The organism is Exiguobacterium marinum DSM 16307 (genome assembly GCF_000620845.1).
Lineage (GTDB): Bacteria > Bacillota > Bacilli > Exiguobacteriales > Exiguobacteriaceae > Exiguobacterium > Exiguobacterium marinum.
The window spans coordinates 437,501-457,087 of sequence record NZ_KK211189.1; the positions used below are offsets into that span (position 1 = coordinate 437,501).

15 protein-coding genes, 3 tRNA genes, 2 rRNA genes, 1 other RNA gene and 1 other annotated feature (1 of these 22 running past the window's edge) are annotated in these 19,587 nt (G+C 47.2%); of the genes, 16 read left to right on the forward strand and 5 right to left on the reverse strand.

Translation table 11 applies throughout. The features are described 5' to 3' along the window. The 3 genes from P400_RS0102575 to guaB all read left to right on the forward strand — a co-directional run. Positions 1-838, forward strand: a 23S ribosomal RNA gene (locus tag P400_RS0102575) (it extends 2,075 nt beyond the left edge of the window). A 55-nt stretch (positions 839-893) separates the two neighbouring features. Beyond that, positions 894-1,010, forward strand: a 5S ribosomal RNA gene (gene rrf, locus P400_RS0102580). 252 nt (positions 1,011-1,262) lie between these two features. Next, entirely contained in the window at positions 1,263-2,726 is a 1,464-nt protein-coding gene (gene guaB, locus P400_RS0102585) for an IMP dehydrogenase (RefSeq protein WP_026824748.1), read from the forward strand. A gap of 40 nt (positions 2,727-2,766) precedes the next feature. Here the strand turns inward: guaB and P400_RS0102590 are convergent, their stop codons facing one another. The 3 genes from P400_RS0102590 to pdxR all read right to left on the reverse strand — a co-directional run bounded on the left by P400_RS0102590 (position 2,767) and on the right by pdxR (position 8,350). Then, complete coding sequence (locus P400_RS0102590; RefSeq protein ID WP_026824749.1) at positions 2,767-6,189, reverse strand: alpha-amylase family glycosyl hydrolase; 3,423 nt, start codon at positions 6,187-6,189, stop codon at positions 2,767-2,769. 140 nt (positions 6,190-6,329) lie between these two features. Further along, positions 6,330-6,950 (reverse strand): class A sortase, encoded by a 621-nt coding sequence (locus P400_RS0102595; RefSeq protein WP_026824750.1) that lies wholly within the window; start codon positions 6,948-6,950, stop codon positions 6,330-6,332. Continuing rightward, positions 6,947-8,350 (reverse strand): MocR-like pyridoxine biosynthesis transcription factor PdxR, encoded by a 1,404-nt coding sequence (gene pdxR, locus P400_RS0102600; protein WP_026824751.1) that lies wholly within the window; start codon positions 8,348-8,350, stop codon positions 6,947-6,949. Before pdxR ends, P400_RS0102595 begins: the two co-directional genes overlap by 4 nt. Before the next feature lie 287 nt (positions 8,351-8,637). Between pdxR and pdxS the strand changes: the two genes are divergently transcribed. From pdxS to P400_RS0102640, 7 genes are all read left to right on the forward strand, one after another. Then, a complete protein-coding gene (pdxS, locus tag P400_RS0102610; RefSeq protein WP_012727762.1) occupies positions 8,638-9,528 on the forward strand; it encodes a pyridoxal 5'-phosphate synthase lyase subunit PdxS in 891 nt (296 codons plus the stop codon). A 1-nt stretch (position 9,529) separates the two neighbouring features. Continuing rightward, a complete protein-coding gene (pdxT, locus tag P400_RS0102615; protein ID WP_026824753.1) occupies positions 9,530-10,108 on the forward strand; it encodes a pyridoxal 5'-phosphate synthase glutaminase subunit PdxT in 579 nt (192 codons plus the stop codon). Between the two features lie 85 nt (positions 10,109-10,193). Continuing rightward, positions 10,194-11,441 carry a D-alanyl-D-alanine carboxypeptidase family protein gene (locus P400_RS0102620; protein WP_026824754.1) on the forward strand — a complete coding sequence of 416 codons (1,248 nt, stop codon included), beginning with the start codon at positions 10,194-10,196 and terminating at the stop codon, positions 11,439-11,441. A gap of 18 nt (positions 11,442-11,459) precedes the next feature. Next, positions 11,460-11,668, forward strand: a binding site (T-box leader). Between the two features lie 51 nt (positions 11,669-11,719). Next, positions 11,720-13,003, forward strand: coding sequence for a serine--tRNA ligase (gene serS / locus P400_RS0102625; RefSeq protein WP_026824755.1), 1,284 nt, complete (start codon positions 11,720-11,722; stop codon positions 13,001-13,003). A gap of 138 nt (positions 13,004-13,141) precedes the next feature. Next, positions 13,142-13,232: transfer RNA gene (locus P400_RS0102630), tRNA-Ser, on the forward strand. Between the two features lie 37 nt (positions 13,233-13,269). After that, positions 13,270-13,360, forward strand: a tRNA-Ser gene (locus P400_RS0102635). Positions 13,361-13,389: 29 nt separating this feature from the next. Continuing rightward, a tRNA-Ser gene (locus tag P400_RS0102640) sits at positions 13,390-13,479 on the forward strand. Between the two features lie 122 nt (positions 13,480-13,601). Here P400_RS0102640 and P400_RS0102645 read toward each other — a convergent pair. Beyond that, a complete protein-coding gene (locus P400_RS0102645; protein ID WP_026824756.1) occupies positions 13,602-14,273 on the reverse strand; it encodes a deoxynucleoside kinase in 672 nt (223 codons plus the stop codon). Beyond that, entirely contained in the window at positions 14,270-14,905 is a 636-nt protein-coding gene (locus tag P400_RS0102650; RefSeq protein ID WP_026824757.1) for a deoxynucleoside kinase, read from the reverse strand. Before P400_RS0102650 ends, P400_RS0102645 begins: the two co-directional genes overlap by 4 nt. A 121-nt stretch (positions 14,906-15,026) precedes the next feature. Here P400_RS0102650 and tadA point away from each other — a divergent pair, with 121 nt between their 5' ends. The 6 genes from tadA to P400_RS0102675 all read left to right on the forward strand — a co-directional run bounded on the left by tadA (position 15,027) and on the right by P400_RS0102675 (position 18,792). Beyond that, entirely contained in the window at positions 15,027-15,527 is a 501-nt protein-coding gene (tadA, locus tag P400_RS0102655) for a tRNA adenosine(34) deaminase TadA (protein ID WP_026824758.1), read from the forward strand. 53 nt (positions 15,528-15,580) lie between these two features. Beyond that, positions 15,581-15,848: signal recognition particle sRNA large type (gene ffs, locus P400_RS15460), an RNA gene on the forward strand. 95 nt (positions 15,849-15,943) lie between these two features. After that, complete coding sequence (gene dnaX / locus P400_RS0102660) at positions 15,944-17,617, forward strand: DNA polymerase III subunit gamma/tau (RefSeq protein ID WP_026824759.1); 1,674 nt, start codon at positions 15,944-15,946, stop codon at positions 17,615-17,617. A 14-nt stretch (positions 17,618-17,631) separates the two neighbouring features. Beyond that, positions 17,632-17,949 (forward strand): YbaB/EbfC family nucleoid-associated protein, encoded by a 318-nt coding sequence (locus tag P400_RS0102665; protein ID WP_026824760.1) that lies wholly within the window; start codon positions 17,632-17,634, stop codon positions 17,947-17,949. A 22-nt stretch (positions 17,950-17,971) separates the two neighbouring features. Next, positions 17,972-18,571: a recombination mediator RecR gene (gene recR, locus P400_RS0102670; protein WP_026824761.1), complete on the forward strand. Its 600-nt coding sequence runs from the start codon at positions 17,972-17,974 to the stop codon at positions 18,569-18,571. Next, positions 18,568-18,792 (forward strand): YaaL family protein, encoded by a 225-nt coding sequence (locus P400_RS0102675; protein ID WP_026824762.1) that lies wholly within the window; start codon positions 18,568-18,570, stop codon positions 18,790-18,792. The genes recR and P400_RS0102675 overlap by 4 nt, the downstream gene beginning before the upstream one ends. The last annotated feature ends 795 nt before the right edge of the window (positions 18,793-19,587 follow it).

Genomic DNA, 19,587 nt, shown 5'->3' on the forward strand with positions numbered 1-19,587 from the left:
ACCCCATGGAGCTTTACTACAGCCTGATATTGAGGCTTTGTACGCGATGTACAGGATAGGTGGGAGTCTGTGAAGCCGGAGCGCCAGCTTCGGTGGAGACACCCTTGGGATACCACCCTTTGCGTATAGAGTCTCTAACTCGCAGCCGTGATCCGGCTGGAGGACCGTGTCAGGCGGGTAGTTTGACTGGGGCGGTCGCCTCCTAAACAGTAACGGAGGCGCCCAAAGGTTCCCTCAGAATGGTTGGAAATCATTCGAAGAGTGCAAAGGCAGAAGGGAGCTTGACTGCGAGACCTACAAGTCGAGCAGGGACGAAAGTCGGGCTTAGTGATCCGGTGGTTCCGCATGGAAGGGCCATCGCTCAACGGATAAAAGCTACCCTGGGGATAACAGGCTGATCTCCCCCAAGAGTCCACATCGACGGGGAGGTTTGGCACCTCGATGTCGGCTCATCGCATCCTGGGGCTGGAGTAGGTCCCAAGGGTTGGGCTGTTCGCCCATTAAAGCGGTACGCGAGCTGGGTTCAGAACGTCGTGAGACAGTTCGGTCCCTATCCGTCGTGGGCGCAGGAAATTTGAGGAGAGCTGTCCTTAGTACGAGAGGACCGGGATGGACGCACCGCTGGTGTACCAGTTGTTCCGCCAGGAGCATCGCTGGGTAGCTACGTGCGGACGGGATAAGTGCTGAAAGCATCTAAGCATGAAGCCCCCTCCGAGATGAGATTTCCCTTTGAGCAATCAAGAAAGACCCCTCAGAGACGATGAGGTAGATAGGTCATGGGTGGAAGCGTGGTGACACGTGGAGCTGAATGATACTAATCGGTCGAGGCTTTGATCTAGTCTATGGTTTGTGTTGATGAATCCTCAGTTTTCAGGGAACAAGCCCTGTAAAAGTCTGGTGGCGATAGCGAGACGGCCACACCCGTTCCCATGCCGAACACGGAAGTTAAGCGTCTCAGCGCCGAAAGTAGTTGGGGGATCTCCCCCTGTGAGGATAGGACGTTGCCAGGCAACAACGCAGAGGACGACCGAGCATAACGCTCGGTCGTCTTTTTTATGCCTATTTTGAAATCGAACTCCATTAAATAGAGCCTCTTCTCATGAAATTCCGAACAATTTTTATGATTCATATCGTAATGAACACAATTCTGAACTTTCTGAACATCGGGAATTGAATTGCACTTTCGCATTATACCTGTTACCATTACAGAAATATTTCGAAATGAAGATTTGGATAGGACGAGAAAGGGGCCATCAATTTTTATGTGGGAAAACAAGTTTGCAAAAGAAGGTTTAACGTTTGATGATGTATTACTCGTACCGAGGTTTTCAAGTGTTTTACCGCGTGACGTAGATTTAAGCACGAAGCTCTGTGAAGGACTGGAATTGAATATTCCGCTCATCAGTGCCGGCATGGATACAGTCACCGAAGCTCCGATGGCAATCGCTATGGCCCGTCAAGGCGGTTTAGGTGTCATTCACAAGAACATGTCGATGGAAATGCAAGCTGAGCACGTCGATCGTGTCAAACGCTCAGAAAATGGTGTCATCACGAACCCGTTCTATTTAACTCCAGACCATCAAGTATACGATGCGGAATACTTGATGAGTAAGTATCGTATCTCTGGTGTACCGATTGTGAACTCAGAAGAGGAGCGTAAACTGATTGGTATCTTGACGAATCGTGATCTTCGCTTTATTAAAGATTATTCAACAGTCATCAAAGATGTCATGACGACGGAAAATCTCATCACAGCAAAAGTTGGTACGTCACTTGAAGAGGCAGAACGCATTCTTCATCAACATCGCATCGAGAAGCTTCCACTCGTCGATGAGAACGGTGTATTGAAAGGTCTCATTACGACAAAAGACATCGAGAAAGTCGAACAGTTCCCGAACGCAGCAAAAGATAAGCAAGGTCGTCTTCTCGTCGCAGCAGCAATCGGTGTCACAAAAGATGCAGTGTCACGCGCTCAAGTATTAGTTGAAGCGGGTGTGGATGCATTGGTCATCGATACAGCACACGGACATTCCGCTGGTGTTCTTGAAAAAGTTCGAGAGATCCGCGACATGTTCCCATCACTTCCAATCATCGCAGGAAACGTGGCTACTGCTGAAGCAACGCGTGCATTGATTGAAGCAGGGGCATCCGTCATTAAAGTTGGGATTGGACCAGGTTCAATCTGTACGACACGTGTCGTCGCAGGTGTCGGCGTTCCACAAATCACAGCTGTATACGATTGTGTTATGGAAGCGAAAGAGCACGGTGTCTCAGTCATCGCTGATGGTGGAATCAAGTACTCAGGTGATATCGTCAAAGCGATCGCCGCAGGAGCGAACGCAGTCATGCTCGGAAGCTTGCTTGCGGGTGTGAAAGAGAGCCCAGGAGAGATGGAAATCTACCAAGGTCGTCAGTTCAAGACTTACCGTGGTATGGGGTCGGAAGCATCGATGAAACGTGGAAGCCAAGATCGTTATTTCCAAGAAGCCGATAAAAAGTTCGTGCCAGAAGGAATCGAAGGTCGCGTGGCGTATCGCGGTGAGCTTGCCGACACGGTCTATCAATTGATTGGTGGTCTTCGTTCAGGTATGGGGTATTGCGGCGCTGCCGACATTCGTGCCCTTCGTGAAGACACACAATTCATTCGTATGACAGGTGCTGGACTCCAGGAGAGCCATCCGCATGATGTCAACATCACAAAAGAAGCACCAAACTACTCACGCTAATATAAAAGCCGCCATCCTGTACACTCAGGATGGCGGTATTTTATTTATGTTTCGCGACTAAAATCACGGTACCTCCCTGATTTTGAGCAGGAAGAGAGATGGTCACCTTCCCATCCTTTTGAACGGTATATGATTTGCCGCTATAACGGTCAATCAATACAGTCTTCGCCTTATACGACGTCTTAAATGAAACGGTTTGCGCTTTCTCTTTCGTGTTCAATCCGACAAGAACAGATTGTTTACCATAGCTCCGTTCAAACACTGAATAACCAGAGGCAGCACTCACAGCGACAGATGAACGTGTTCCTTTACTGAATACGTGTGAATAGTCTGCACGGATATTCAATAGTTTTTGGTAATGCGTATGCATCGTTTTACCTTCACCTTTGACACGGGACCAATCGAAATCATAACGATTCTCGTTAAATTCACCTTTGTCCATATCGCCCGCATGTGTCCCGGATTGGCCAACCTCTTCTCCGTAATAGATGACGGGCTGACCTTTGGCCGTGATTTGAAGCGCTGCAGCGACCATTTGTTTTCCTGTATCCCCACCTGCGCGTGAGACGAGGAATCCATCTTCATCATGGCTGCTTAAGAATTGTCCAAGAGTCGCTTCATTCGATAGTTGTTTATTTCGGTATTGAAGTGCACTTTCTACATCCTCAATGTTACCGTTCACGAATTGCTCGGCCTGATATTTAAAGTCAAAATCGAGCAAGGAGTCCATTTGACCACTTCTCAAATAACCACCCGTATTGTTGATACTTGCTCCATAATGCTCTCCGATGAGTTTGAAATCCGGTTTGATTGTCGTTAGTTCATTTTTGAATGACTTCCACGTCGTTGAATCCACATGTTTGACTGTATCGACACGGAAGTAATCGATCGTGTTTCCTCTTTTCGTTTTCGAACGTTTAATCCAATCGGTCTGCCATTTAACCAACTGCTCTCGGACGGCGGCTTCTTCTGTCTTGAAATCAGGAAGGCCGGACAAGGACATCTTGAGGTCATCCCCGTCGACGGGATTTTCACGGATCATGCCATCGAACACTTGACGTTCCGTATCCGTTGGGAAATTCGTGACGGATGAACTCGCACCGGGTTCCATACCGTAACCCGGATGGTTCAAGACGACATCAACCATGATTTTAATGCCGCGTTTATGTGCCTCGTCAATCAATTTGTGGAATGCGGCCATATCTCCGAGATGTTCATCGAGTTTTTCAAAGTTTTTCGCCCAGTACCCGTGATAGCCATATTGAGACCCGTCTTTTCCATAGCGTAAATCCCAATCGATGTTATCCACAATCGGTGTAATCCAGATTGTATTGATACCTAGGTCATCCAAATAATCGAGTTTTTTCGTGACACCTGCGAAATCACCTCCGTGATAAGACTCGAGGTGGTCCTGATCGTAGAATTCACGGTTCGGGTTGTCATTGGACAAATCGCCGTTGTGGAAACGGTCGGTCAGCATGAAGTAGATACGGGCCTCATCCCAATCAAATGCTTGCTTCTCTTTCATCGATTTCGGAACGACACGGATGGTGGTCTTCGAGCGATGGACGTTTCCGTATTGATCGATCGCTGTGACAGAAAGTGTTTTGTTGCCTGGTTTGACGGTATCCTTTACCGCAATTGTTTGGGCATTGAGCGCACGGTCAATGTGTAACTTTTCAGGACCTCCGAGTGGGCGTGCATCGATGTATAGCTCTCGAAGTGCTACACCTTTCGGCAAGGTTGGTTTTACCTGTAAGACGGCATTTTCACGGGAACTGATTGCTTTCGGGCTAACCGAAGAAGTGAGCTTAACGGTCGGTTGACGATATTCGATTTGAGACGCCTCGAAATACGGATCTTTCACTTCGGTCGTCACCCCATCTTTTGTGACGAGATACGTGTAGTCATGAACGCCTTCAGGCAAACGTACTGTGTGACGAAACCATTCGTTGTCAGACTCATACGTCATCGGATAGGTTTCACCATTGATTTTTAGTGCGACCTTCTCGATTTCACTCATTTTTCCGGATTCATAGAGTGCTACGTCACGATAGAAGAAACTGATTCCGTCTGTACCGTACATTGGACCGTTGATTGTCGGAACTTGATGGAAGACACCTTTGCCACTTTCGACATTCACTTTCGTGACACGGTCTTCTCCAAGCGTGACGTATCTGTCCTCTCCGTAAGTGTCCTTCACAGCCCAATCCGTTCCTTTTCGGATCACAAACCCTACTTTAGTGGCGTCCTGACCGACCGGGATTCGGAAGATCGCTCCGTCCTCCGTGATGCGATACGGATCCACTTGTCCATCTTTCTTGCCAGTGCTCCACGTCCACAAGTTCCAATCTGTATAGTCTCCATCCGCACGGACATACTTCATCTCGATATAGCGAGTCGTTTCCCACGGGTCTGCGAGTTTTGATGCCGTCTTGAACGTAGTCGTCAATGCAGGGAGCGTTGTGTTCGAAATCGTACCGGTCAAAGCCCCCGCTGAAATGGTAGCCGTATATGAAGTGTTGAGAGCGAGTGACTCTTTCGGTTGAAGTGTCACAGTCGTACCGTTGATTGTCACGTCAACCGGGACATGCGTCTCACCTTGCCGTAGGGAAACTGCTTCAGCATCAAGACGGACCGGTTCATTGAAGGTCCATGTGATTGGAGTAGATACATCGATATCAGTTGCTGAAGAAGCAGGGGTCACGGAAGCGACTTCAAGCTGGTCGATTGTCTCCACCCCGCTTAACGTGAACGGAGCACTATAAACTGATTGTGTCGATGGGCTAGCGGCGACGTTCCAACTGTCGGATAGTTGATTGGCCGCGTTGCTTGGAATCGTATCAAACGCTCCATGTTCACCTGCGTTGTTCCCGCTCAATACAGTCAGGGCACGGACTCGGTCTCCGTTGTTTAGCCCGAGTAGTGAGAGAGGGACCTTTCCTTCAAACCCTTTCGTCCGATTGACTGCGAAGGCGGATCCGTTCAATTGATTCAATTGTAAGAGTGGCGTCTCCTGTCCGGCTTCATAGAGGGCGGCTTCTTTTACGTTCTCGTCCCCATCAATACGAACGAGAATATGATACTGAGGTGCCTTGTCGACTTCTTTAAAATCGAAAGGATATCCAAGTGGATTCGAAGAAACCCCAGAGTCTTCATCGTTCACTTGAAGGGCGATATTAATATATTGTCCGTTATCTCCCCAGTTTGGGACATTGTTCGCATCCACATAAAAATAAAGGTGTTGAGCGTCGTTTTGTATGTATAGGTCGCCGATATCAAAACCTTCCCAACCCGTGGCCGGGGAAGTTGCAAGGGGTGTAACGGAGGCCCAGTCTGCCTTCGTTCCATCGATTGTCATAGTCGTCGGTTCGGCCAAAGCGTTCATCGGAACGCCGGCTTGGACGAGCAATGCACCGGATAGTATGAGTGTTGAAGCCTGACGAGCAGTTTTTTTCTTCATGAGGCACCTCTTCCTGTCAAATAGATTTGCACTATTTTGTGCAAACGTTTTCAAAAATAGTTTAGCGGAATTTGAAAGCGCTAACAATATGTTTTTGGAAAAACAATAAACCGCTTCTCCTATTTATTGAGGAGAAACGGTCATGAGGAAGTGGTGACGAGCTCTCCCTTTACAATGAGGCGCTCTGTCGTATCAAACGTACACGTGATTAACGTGATGGTTGGGGTTGAGGTGTCATCTAATACATCGACTCGTTCAGGAGAGACGGTTTCAAGGGAAGTGACCACGTATTCGTACGTTCGCGTATCATCTTGAAGATAAATCGTCGCCCCGATTTCGATTTCATGGAGGGGACCGAATAGAGCGGTCGCATGCTGTAAATAGTGACCGGCGAGCGCATAGTTCCCTTTGCCCATCTGCTGGTCAGGATGCATCGTTCCGGCGCCTACAGCCAGACTCTCGTCATCCAATCCTTTAATGATTGGAAGTTTCAAAGAAACATCCGGAATTGAAATGACACCGATTGTTGGTAAATGATGAAATCGATTGCGCGCCTGTAAGACGTCTTTCAATGAAAGCGGCGTGACGGATTTGAAATCATAACTTGGGTTAAATTCATCCTCGTCTTGTAGTTCCATATGTTCCATCACATATTCACTCGTTGAATCGGCGATGACATCTTTCCAAACGGAACTTGTCAAAAAGAAAATTCCGCTACCGATCAAGCATATTCCGATGACCCATCGAAGCCAGCGCTTCATGACGTCCCTCCTTTCGAAACTTTCCATGCATACATTAATTGATCGATCACATCCGGTAAGCTTGATTCGGACAAATGCGCAAAGCCGAATAGAAGCTGTTTTTGTTCGTCCGGATGTATGATGCGGTAATCGCTCATCGATTTGATTGCGATTCCGGAAGATTCTGCAGACTGCTTCAGCTCTTGTTCTGTCCGGTCGGTAGCGACAGTCAGTACGACGTGCAATCCGGCACTCGCTCCGGTCACGGTGACAATCGGTTCGAATGGGCGGAAGGAGGCGAGGACAATCTCTAGTTTGCGGCGGTATATTTTTCGCATCCGATTCAAATGTTTCTCAAAATCACCGCTCGACATGAAGAGGGACAACGTATGTTGTTCGAACCTAGGGACGCTACAGGTGAAATAATGATGCCTCTCTCGATAACGGTTCAAAAGGGTTGTTGGTAATACCATGTAGCCGATTCGAAGGGAGGGCATGAGCGATTTCGAAAACGTACTGATGTAAATAACCCGTTCGTTCGGGTCCATACTTTGAAGAGACGGTATAGGCTTACCACTGTAGCGGAATTCACTATCGTAATCGTCTTCGATAATATACGTTTGATGAACGAGCGCCCAGTTTAACAAGCGCTGCCTTCGACTGACAGACAGGACAGTCCCTGTCGGAAATTGATGGGCTGGGGTCACGTATAACGCATCGATTGCCTGACGCTCGAGCTCGTGCACGCAAACCCCGCTCTCATCTATCGGAATCGGGATTGAAGTACGTCCTTGTTGTTCGAATAAGAGACGAGTGAGCGGATAACCGGGATCTTCAATCCCGAAAATTGACGACTCAGGTAATAGATCCAACAGTTGTGGCAACAGTTGCTCCGTTCCGGAACCGACGATAATTTGTTCAGGTGAGCACTGGACCCCTCGTGAATGATAGAGATAGGTCGCAATCTCTTGTCTTAATTCGAGATCTCCTTGAACTGGTCCTAAGGCGAGTAACTCATGATGTATTTCATCGACGACGTGCTTGACATGTCGTTTCCAACGCTCGAATGGAAAGGCGGTCGTATCGATTTGACTTGGTGAGACATCGTACGTATACGTCTTCCGAGGTGGGGTTGGGGTAATGGTACTACTCGATCGCCGGACGTACAGTTCCTCTTGCGGCAACACGTAAAAACCCTTTCGAGGAATGGATTCGATATATCCTTCGGCGAGTAACTGGGCATATGCGAATTCGACCGTCGTCTGTGACACGTCTAAAAATTGGGAGAGTTTACGTTTGGAAGGTAATTTGGTACCTGTCTTTAACGTATCGTCCACGATAGCGTCCCGAATGTGTTTATACAATTGTTCGTAAAGCGGGATGGACGATTCTTGATCAAGCGAAAAGGTGAGCATATCCATAGTGTGACGTTCCTTTCTTTATGAACCGAACAAGAAGTAAAGAATAAAGCCAAGGATGATTAAGAACGAGACGATCCCAGGTGTACCAAATGAGGCACGATGACCTCCATCGAACGGATCCCGGTTTGACATACATATCCCTCCTCCATACTTCAACAGGTTCGTGATAAATAAAATAGAGTCCTTTATTTGAACTGACCACTTTAAAAAATAAGAAACTGACACTTTCAATATAGTCAATTCAACTTATACTAGCAAGTAGAACACGAATCAATGGAGGGATTTCAATGGAAAAGAGACAAGTAGGGACAGATAAAGTAAAACGCGGGATGGCAGAAATGCAAAAAGGTGGCGTCATCATGGACGTCATCAACGCCGAACAGGCGAAGATCGCTGAAGCTGCAGGTGCTGTGGCTGTCATGGCACTAGAACGCGTACCATCGGACATCCGTAAAATGGGTGGCGTTGCCCGTATGGCCGATCCAACAATCATTGAAGACGTCATGGGCGCAGTGTCAGTTCCGGTTATGGCGAAATGCCGGATCGGGCACATCGCTGAAGCACGTGTCCTCGAATCGATGGGAGTCGACTTCATTGACGAGAGCGAAGTGTTGACACCAGCCGACGAAGAGTTCCACTTGTACAAGCGCGACTATACGGCACCGTTCGTATGTGGAGCACGCGACCTCGGTGAAGCAGCCCGTCGCATCGGCGAAGGTGCGGCGATGATTCGTACAAAAGGGGAGCCCGGAACAGGAAACATCGTCGAAGCGGTTCGTCACATGCGTACAGTACAAGCGCAAGTGAAGCGTCTCTTGTCGATGAGCGTGGATGAAGTCATGACAGAGGCACGCGACCTCGGTGCACCGTTTGAAGTATTGATGCAAATCCGTGAAGCGGGTCGTCTCCCAGTCGTTAACTTTGCGGCGGGTGGAATCGCGACACCAGCGGATGCGGCATTGATGATGCATCTCGGAGCAGACGGGGTCTTCGTCGGATCAGGTATCTTCAAAGCGGAGAACCCAGAAAAATTCGCACGTGCCATCGTAGAAGCGACGACATACCATGACGACTATGAGCGAATCGCACACTTGTCAAAAGGACTAGGTGAAGCGATGAAAGGACTCGACGTCCGCACGCTCAAAGAAGAAGAACTTATGGCACCAAGAGGCTGGTAAGATGGTGACGATTGGCGTATTAGGGATGCAAGGCGCGATTCGTGAGCATGTTCGCATGCTCGAAACGCTCGGCACCCAAACCGTAGTAGTCCGCTCGGTAGAAGATTTGCAAGCGATTGATGGACTCGTATTACCAGGGGGAGAGAGTACGGCGATGCGACGATTGCTCGACCGTTACGGGCTGCTCGAACCACTTCGAGAGATGGAGACGTTACCGATGTTCGGCACGTGTGCCGGCATGATTCTTCTCGCAAACGAAGTCGAAGGATATGATGCGCACTTAAAGAAAATTCCGATGACGGTGAAACGCAATGCGTTTGGACGTCAGGTCGACAGTTTCGAAGTCGATCTTCCTGTGAAAGGAATCGAAGATCCGGTTGAAGCGGTCTTTATCCGTGCCCCTCAAGTGGAACGGGTCGAACCGGAAGTGGATGTGCTCGCTGAAGTCGAGGAAGCGATTGTAGCGGTTCGTTACAAACAGTATCTTGCCTGTTCTTTTCATCCAGAATTAACGGATGACTTATCGTTACATCGCTATTTTATCGAGATGGTCAAAGCGAATCAGACCCAACACGTATAAGTTTGAGAGACCTCACAAAAAAGAGGTCCTTCAAACTTATTTTTTGTTACACTGAAAAAAGAAGCGTACAGAAAGGGGAAACGATGTGAAAGCCCGTTATTTCATGATATTGCTCACGGTCATATTCGTCGTGCAGACCATCTTGCCCTCGGCTGCCTCTGCGGCCGCACCGAAAGTGGATGCGGCAAGCGCGATGCTTGTTGACGTGACAACAGGACAAGTTCTATTTGCTAAACAAGAAGATTCGATGCTTCAGCCGGCCTCAATCACGAAGCTGATGACAGCATTTTTGACGCGTGAGGCGATTGAAGCAGGGGAGCTCAGTTGGAAACAAGAAATCATACCGAGCGATGCTGCTTTGGCTTTGACGAGAAAGCCAGGGTTGGCACGAATCCCACTATTAAATAAACCATATACCGTCAAAGAGTTATACGATGCCGCGTTGATTCGTTCAGCGAACGAAGCAGCCGTAACGCTCGGGGAAGCCGTATCTGGTTCAGAGGAGGCGTTCGTCAAAGAGATGAATCGCCGGGCTGATGAATTGGGTATGACTCAAACGACGTTCGCGAATGCCTCAGGACTTGATTCAGAATCCGCAGGTCTACCAGGAGACAATTTGACGTCCGCCAAGGATTTGATGAAGCTCGCGATTGCGTATTTGACGACGTATCCGGAAGTACTCGACGTGACGAAGCGGGCATACGTGGATGTCGACGGCATTCGGTTTGACGCGACAAATCGAATGCTCGCTGACCGTGACCTCGCTTATCCGGGGATGCTCGGCTTTAAGACGGGGACGACGAACGAGGCAGGGTACTGTTTTGTTGGTGTCTCCACACGTGATGGGCGTACCGTTCTTTCGATTGTTCTTGGTGCGACATCTGATGATGGACGGTACGCCGCGACGAAAGCGTTACATGACTATGCGTATACGGATTTTGTCATGACCCCGATTTTAAGGACGGGTGAAGTCATCCCCAAAACAGCAACGGTCTCTCAAGGCGAGACGGAACAAGTAGCAATCCGGACGACGAATGACTTTGAAGTGCTGGTCGAAAAAGGCAAGCCAGTTCCGGAGCCGAAATACGATCTGTTGGATTTAAAGGCTCCGATCAAGCCCGATACACAAGCAGGAATGGTCACCATTGATTCTTCGGAGCATGTACGTTATTTGGAAGGGGAGACCCCTCCAAAGATGACGCTTGTTACGGCGGAGTCGATCGATACCGCTTCGTTCTTGACGCGAATGACGCGAGCCTTTTTAGATTTCCTCGACCAAATCCGGCTCGCACTTGGAAAAATCAGTCTTGTCGAACAAGTGGAGATGTTGTAAAGTAAGATTAATTCAATGACAGATGCGATGATGAGAATAAGTACGTTACGTACGTCTACTGACAGAGAGCTAGTGGTTGGTGCAAACTAGTGGGATGGCGTAACCGAATCGACCTCGGAGCATTGACTTGGAAACAAGTCACGTTTGCACACGTTACGTGCATCGAGTGGCTCAGGTACTTGGGCAACGAGGGTGGCAACGCGGATCCAAGGTGGTTCGTCCCTTTCCTACGGGAAAGGGGCGTGCCACCTTTTTTATATGAAAAAGGAGGAACAATAATGTTAGACATTAAACGTTTGCGACAGGATTTTGAAGGAATTAAAGAAAAATTAGCTCATCGGGGCGAAGACTTGAGTGCCCTTGACCGCTTCCCACAGTTAGAGGAGAAGCGCCGTGATTTGATCAACGAAGTCGAAGTGAAGAAAGCGAAGCGCAATGAAGCGACAAAACAAATCGCTGAATTGAAGCGAAACAAACAAGATGCTGAAGGTCCAATCTTAGAGACACGTCGCCTTGGTGATGAAATCAAACTGTTAGACGAAGAGTTACGAGAAGTTGAGGCAGATCTTAACTTGATTTTACTCAGCATTCCGAACATCCCGCACGAATCAACACCAATCGGCGAGAACGAGGACGATAACGTGACGATTCGTGAAATCGGAACGAAGCCTGATTTTGATTTCGAGCCAAAGCAACATTGGGATGTGATGGAAGACCTTCAAATCGTCGATGTCGAACGGGCCGGAAAAGTAACGGGAAGCCGTTTCGTTTTCTATAAAGGATTAGGCGCTCGTTTAGAACGTGCTCTCATCAACTTTATGATGGATCTTCATTCAGACGAGCACGGATACTCTGAAATATTGCCACCATACATGGTCAATCGGGATGCGATGACGGGGACCGGTCAACTTCCTAAATTTGAAGAAGATGCGTTCAAAGTAGCGGATACGAACTACTTCCTCGTTCCAACAGCTGAAGTACCGGTCACGAACATGCACCGTGAAGAAATTCTCCCGGAAACGCAACTTCCAATCGCGTATACAGCATATAGCGCTAACTTTCGTTCTGAAGCCGGTTCAGCGGGACGTGACACACGCGGGTTGATTCGTCAGCATCAATTCAACAAAGTCGAGCTCGTCCGTTTCGTAAAACCGGAAGAATCTTATGAGCAATTGGAGTTGTTGACAGGGCATGCCGAAGAAGTATTGAAGCGTCTCGAACTTCCGTATCAAGTGCTCAGCATGTGTACAGCGGACCTCGGATTTACTGCCGCGAAGAAATACGATATTGAAGTATGGATGCCGGCGCAAGGAGTCTATCGTGAAATCTCTTCTTGTTCAAACTTTGAAGATTTCCAAGCACGTCGTGCAGGCATTCGTTTCCGTCGTGATATCAACGCAAAACCTGAGTTCGTGCATACATTGAACGGTTCAGGATTGGCGGTCGGTCGGACGGTCGCAGCGATTCTAGAAAACTATCAACAAGCGGATGGTTCGGTCGTGATTCCGAAAGTCCTTCGTCCTTACATGGGTGGGAAAGAAAAGATCGAAATGCCGAACTAAATAGCAGAGCAGCCTCGATTTTGAGGCTGCTTATTTTTTTTAATGTTTTTTCACAAAAGGGTTTGACATCTGTCTCTTCAGTTGGTACTATAAATCATGTCGAGCGACACTGTTGCTTGCGAATTGTATATGAGCTTTGGAGGTGTACCCAAGTGGTTTAAGGGAACGGTCTTGAAAACCGTCAGGGGTGTAATAGCCTGCGTGGGTTCGAATCCCACCACCTCCTCCATTTTCTTTTTGGAGGCTCAGACAATTTCATATCTTTTGGAGGTGTACCCAAGTGGTTTAAGGGAACGGTCTTGAAAACCGTCAGGGGTGTAATAGCCTGCGTGGGTTCGAATCCCACCACCTCCTCCACTTTCTTTTTTTTACACTTTTTTAGGCCTGGAGTTGTACCCAAGTCCGGCTGAAGGGGACGGACTCGAAATCCGTTAGGAGTCGCAAGGCTCGCGTGGGTTCGAATCCCACCAACTCCGCTTTCAATCGGGCATCTGCAGAGGCAGATGCATTTTTTGTATCCACAGACATAGGAGCTGTGGATTTTTTTATGTACAAAAAAAGAAGGATTACGCTTTGGCTAGCGCAATCCTTCGATCGATTATCTAACTTTTGCTTCGCGAGCAACCGTTAATTGCTTTTCAATTTTTTCAAGGATGAGTTCAACTGAGTCTGGGTCGTTGATGAGGTCATACTCTTCGATTGAGAGGCGTAATACCGGACACAGGTTGAAGTTATTGATCCATTCTGTGTAGCGTGCGTACATTTCTTCCCAATAAGCGATTGGTGTTTGTTGCTCCATCTCGCGACCGCGCATTTGGATGCGTTCGAGTACTTGTTCGAACGAACCTTCAAGGTAGATCAATAGGTCCGGGTGTGGGAAGAAGGGTGTTAATACCATAGCCTCGAACAAACTTGAATACGTTTCATAGTCTGTTGGCGACATCGTTCCTTTTTCATAATGCATTTTTGCGAAGATGCCTGTGTCTTCATAGATTGAACGGTCTTGAATGAAGCCCCCGCCGTATTGGAAGATTTTCTTCTGTTCTTTGAAGCGTTCAGCTAGGAAGTAAATTTGAAGATGGAAGCTCCACCGCTCGAAATCATGATAGAATTTATCGAGGTAAGGGTTTGTATCTACTTTTTCGAGGGACGTTCGGAAGTTTAATGCATCGGCTAACGAATTGGTGATCGTTGATTTCCCGATCCCAACCATTCCACCGATTGTAATGATTGTATCGTTCGGGATGTTGTATTTATCAATCAGCTTCATTTTGTATGGGCTCCTTTAGTTAATTCTAGTTCACGCTCAATCGTTTTCAGGACATGAGTCAAATCGTCCGGATTGTGTACAAAGTCGAGTTCATCCCCACTGAACGAGAGGATTTTCACTTCTGGATGGGCCGCGCGATACGATTCAACGAACGTCTCATAGTCGTGAGCAAGTTGTTCAAGATAGTCGCGAGACATATTTTCTTCTACTTCACGTCCGCGCAAAGCGACGCGTTTCATGAGTGTCTCAATGCTGGCGTGTAGGTAAATGACGACATCAGGTTTCGGCATATCATGTGTCAAAATCTTATAAATCTGCTCGTACTTATTCAAATGCGCTGGTTTCAGCGAACGATGAGCAAAAATCAAGTTTTTGAAAATATGATAGTCCGAAACGACGGATTGCTGCTGACTCAAGTGGTGTTTGTGAATATCATCCAACTGCTTGAATCGATTGCATAAGAAGAACATTTCCGTTTGGAAACTCCATTCTTCGATATCTTCATAAAACTTGCCGAGAAATGGGTTTTCTTCTACAATTTCATTCAGCATCTGCATCGAGAAATGCTGACTGATGATATGGGCCAGTGATGTTTTCCCGACACCAATCGGTCCTTCTACCGTTATAAACATATGATGTCATCCTCCATTATCCAAAGTGCAAGTTCCATTCTAGCACACAATACGAGTGATATGGCGAGGGATTTGATTTTCATTTTTTTTCATAGTTTTAAATAAGAAATGAGGTGAATCGATGGAACGTGATGAGCGATTTATGCAGTTGGCCATCGAAGAAGCAAAGAAAGCAGAAGCCATTGGCGAGGTGCCGATTGGTTGTGTGATCGTGAAGGGAGACCAGGTGATTGCGGCCGGGCACAACCGTCGTGAGACAGATCGATTGGCTTCGGCACACGCCGAGATGATTGCAATCGAAACGGCAAACGAAACGTTAAGGAATTGGCGATTAGAAGATTGCGAGTTATATGTTACCCTTGAGCCATGTCCGATGTGTTCGGGAGCCATCGTATTATCCCGAATCAAGCGTGTCATCTTCGGGGCCTATGACCCAAAAGGCGGATGCTGTGGAACGTTAATGAATTTAGTACAGGATGACCGATTTAATCATCAAGCTGAAGTAACGGGAAATGTTTTAGCAGAAGAATGTGGCCAACTCCTCACAGATTTCTTCCGAGCGCTTCGAGAGAGGAAGAAACAAGAACGACTCGATCAGAGAGGTTGCAACCCAATCGATTAAACAGTATAATGTAATAGCACTCGAGATAGTGCATAACTTCATTTACCCATTTGCCGTGCTAGGTGGGGAGGTAGCGGTGCCCTGTCACTCGCAATCCGCTATAGCGAGACTGAATCCCGATTCGAGGGAGCGCGTTGGTGTGGTCTGCCTTATGTAAGTGGCGTTGACGTCTGAGTCCTGCGCAACGGTCACCCATGAACCAGGTCAGGTCCGGAAGGAAGCAGCCTTAAGTGGTGACGTACCGTGTGCCGCAGGGGTGCTTGGGCTGAGCAAACTGCATGAGTAACGCATGTTGATGCGCTTTCAGAAATCGGTGCGCGGCAGATTTATTTTATAACTTCAATCTATGGCCCCAGGGCTGTAGATTTTTTTGTATGATGAGATAGAGAAGAACAGTTAGGGAAGGAGGCGAACTCATGGCGTATCAAGCGTTATATCGGGTATACAGACCTCAGTCGTTTCAGGAGGTCGTCGGTCAAGTCCATATCACACGCACGATTCAAAATGCTTTATTAGAGGAACGCATGTCACATGCATATCTGTTTTCCGGTCCGCGTGGAACGGGGAAGACGAGTTTGGCGAAAATCATTGCTAAGGCCATCAACTGTGAAAGTGCGCCGACACGTGAACCATGTAATACCTGTCCGACGTGTATCGCCATCACGGAAGGTACGAGTCCGGACGTATTCGAAATCGATGCCGCATCGAATAACGGGGTTGATGAGATTCGGGAGATTCGAGATAAAGTCAAATACCCGCCGTCGCAAGGTCGTTATAAAGTATATATCATTGATGAAGTGCATATGCTATCGACCGGTGCGTTCAATGCGCTGTTAAAAACGCTCGAAGAACCGCCGGCACATGCGATTTTCATTTTGGCAACGACAGAACCTCATAAAATTCCGGCGACGATTATTTCTCGCTGTCAGCGATTTGATGTCAAACGACATGAAGTGAGTCAACTTCAAACACGAATGGCATATATCTTGAATGATCAGAATCATGACTATGATCCGGAAGCATTGAAGTTGATTGCACGTGCTGCCGACGGAGGCATGCGAGATGCTCTTAGCTTGCTCGATCAAGCGCTCGCATTTAGTGATGGTCGGTTGACGGAAGAAGCGGTGTTGGAAGTGACGGGTGCTGTGACGGACGAAATGCTACTTGAAATGGCATATGGTCTACAGCGGAAAGAATTGAATTCGATTTTGAGTACCCTTGAAATGATGTTGCGTGAAGGGAAAGACTTAAAACGCTTTATCGAAGACTTGGTGTTCGTTCATCGGGATGCATTACTTTTGAAAGCATCTCCGCAAGCTTCTGATTTATTAGAACGGGCGCGTCCGACGGATGAGTTTCGTCAATTTGTCGAAGCGACGTCAACGGACGAATTGTTCCAAGTGATTGAAGAGCTCAATGATTGCCAACAACAGATGAGGTTATCGAACCATCCAAAAGTATTGGTGGAATTAACGTTCATTCGTATCGCGGAACAAGGTCGGACAATCAGTGAACAAATGACACAATTACAAGATCAAGTGCGTGAGTTAAGTCGCGAGTTGAATGAAGTGAAGAAAAATGGTGTAACTACCATAGCAAGCGAAGAAGTGAAGAAACCGACCCCGAAACGAACTCAAATCCGAGTGCCGAAAGAACGGATTCGCCAACTCTTGCAACGGGCCGAACGTCAACACTTGAATGCGATTCGCGACAGCTGGGGAGACATCATGACTAATATTCGGATACAGGATGGTCCGATTTTCGCACTCTTCTATGAAAGTGAGGCTGTCCTTTGTGCAAGTGACACCTTACTGGTACAATTTAAAGATGGAATGACATGGCATTATGAACAAGTGAGTTCAAATGGTCGTACACGTGATGTGATTGAACAGGCACTATTCGAAGTTACGGGGATTCGTCGTGAAATCATGGCGGTGCTTGAAACGGATTGGAATGAATTGAAGAATGAGTTCATCCTTCAAAAACAAGCAGAACGAACAGAACAAGTCGAAGAACCGGAAACTGAGGATCCGTTAGTTGCACAAGCGATGGAACGATTTGGCGATGTCGTTGAAATTGAAGAGACATAAGGGAGGCGCTCTGAATGCGTGGAATGGGAAATATGAATAACATGATGAAACAAATGCAAAAAATGCAAAAAGATATGGCGAAAGCTCAAGAAGAATTGAAAGATATGTCCGTTGAGGGAACTGCAGGAGGCGGCATGGTGAAAGTTGTCGTAAGCGGTCATAAAGAAGTCTTAGATGTCATCATTGCAGAAGACGTCGTCGATCCGGACGACGTTGATATGCTACAAGACCTTGTCTTAGCAGCGATTAATGATGCGATGAAGCAAGCGGATCAACTTGTGAATGACAAGATGGGACGTTTCACACAAGGGATGAATCTCCCAGGCTTTTAAGTGAAGAAAGGATCGATGCGAGTTGCAATACCCTGAAGCCATTGGGCGATTGATTGAGAGTTTTACGAAGTTACCTGGGATTGGTCCGAAAACCGCGGTGCGTTTAGCGTTTCATATTTTAGATATGGAAGAAGACGATGTGTTAACATTTGCAAAGGCTCTCGTCAGTGCGAAACGGGATATTAAATATTGCACCGTATGTGGTCATATTACAGATGTGGATCCATGCGCAATTTGTAAAGACTCACATCGGGATGAGACAGTAGTTTGTGTGGTCCAAGACTCAAGAGACGTAATTGCGATGGAGAAGATGAGAGAGTACAGAGGGAAGTATCATGTTCTCCATGGAGCTATTAGTCCAATGGAAGGAATTGGTCCAGAGGATATTAACGTTTCAAGCTTGCTGACACGCTTGCAAGAGAATGAAGCGATTCAAGAAGTGATTTTAGCAACCAATCCAAACATTGAAGGGGAAGCGACCTCGATGTATTTATCGCGACTACTTAAACCGACGGGAATTCGCGTGACGCGTCTTGCACATGGATTGCCGGTTGGTGGAGATTTAGAGTATGCGGATGAAGTAACGTTGTCTCGGGCGATGGAAGGTAGAAGAGAACTATGAATTGGTTTCGTAAGTCGTTAAGAGATGACTACGATCAGCGACTACTGACTGAGTTACTAGAAGCAAAGGCTAAGTTTGAATCGAAACGTCGAATGCTTGAAGTCAGCATTGAAGACACGGGAGAGTTAGCTGCCCAGGTAAAACAAGCTGAAACTCTTTACTTCTTTTATTTGAAAGAAGCGAAAAAGCGAAACGTGTCTTTATCATCCCTCCGTTCATAAGGCGAAGCCAGTGGCTCGCCTTTTTGTATCTTTACAGTGAGAGAATGCTCACATTTCCAAGCGGAGAGCAAACGGGAAGTGGCTCGCGCTTCGGACGAAAGAGGATGAATTCGGAATTTTGAACTTCAAAGTAAAACGTAGATAGGAATAGTTGAATTTTAGCCTTATATAATGAAGAAAAAAATAAGCGCAAAATAACTTGAATGCATGTTTATAAAAAAAATAATCTTTTTTATAAAAAAGGTTGCACACTTAATATTTTATTGATATATTAATAGACGTCGCCGAGATAAGCGACAAGAAATAAAAAATATTTTTAAAAGTGGTTGACGTTTTGTCCCTCGCTTGATAAGATATTTAAGTCGCCAAGAGCGACAGACGAACTTTGAAAACTGAACGATGAGGCAAAAAAAGTTTTACAATTTTTGAATGAAGCGCAAGCTTCGTCAATTTAAGAGCTATATCAAATTCTTTGGAGAGTTTGATCCTGGCTCAGGACGAACGCTGGCGGCGTGCCTAATACATGCAAGTCGAGCGCAGGAAGCCGTTCCGAACCCTTCGGGGGGACGACGGTGGAATGAGCGGCGGACGGGTGAGTAACACGTAAAGAACCTGCCCATAGGTCTGGGATAACCACGAGAAATCGGGGCTAATACCGGATGTGTCATCGGACCGCATGGTCCGCTGATGAAAGGCGCTCCGGCGTCGCCCATGGATGGCTTTGCGGTGCATTAGCTAGTTGGTGGGGTAATGGCCCACCAAGGCGACGATGCATAGCCGACCTGAGAGGGTGAT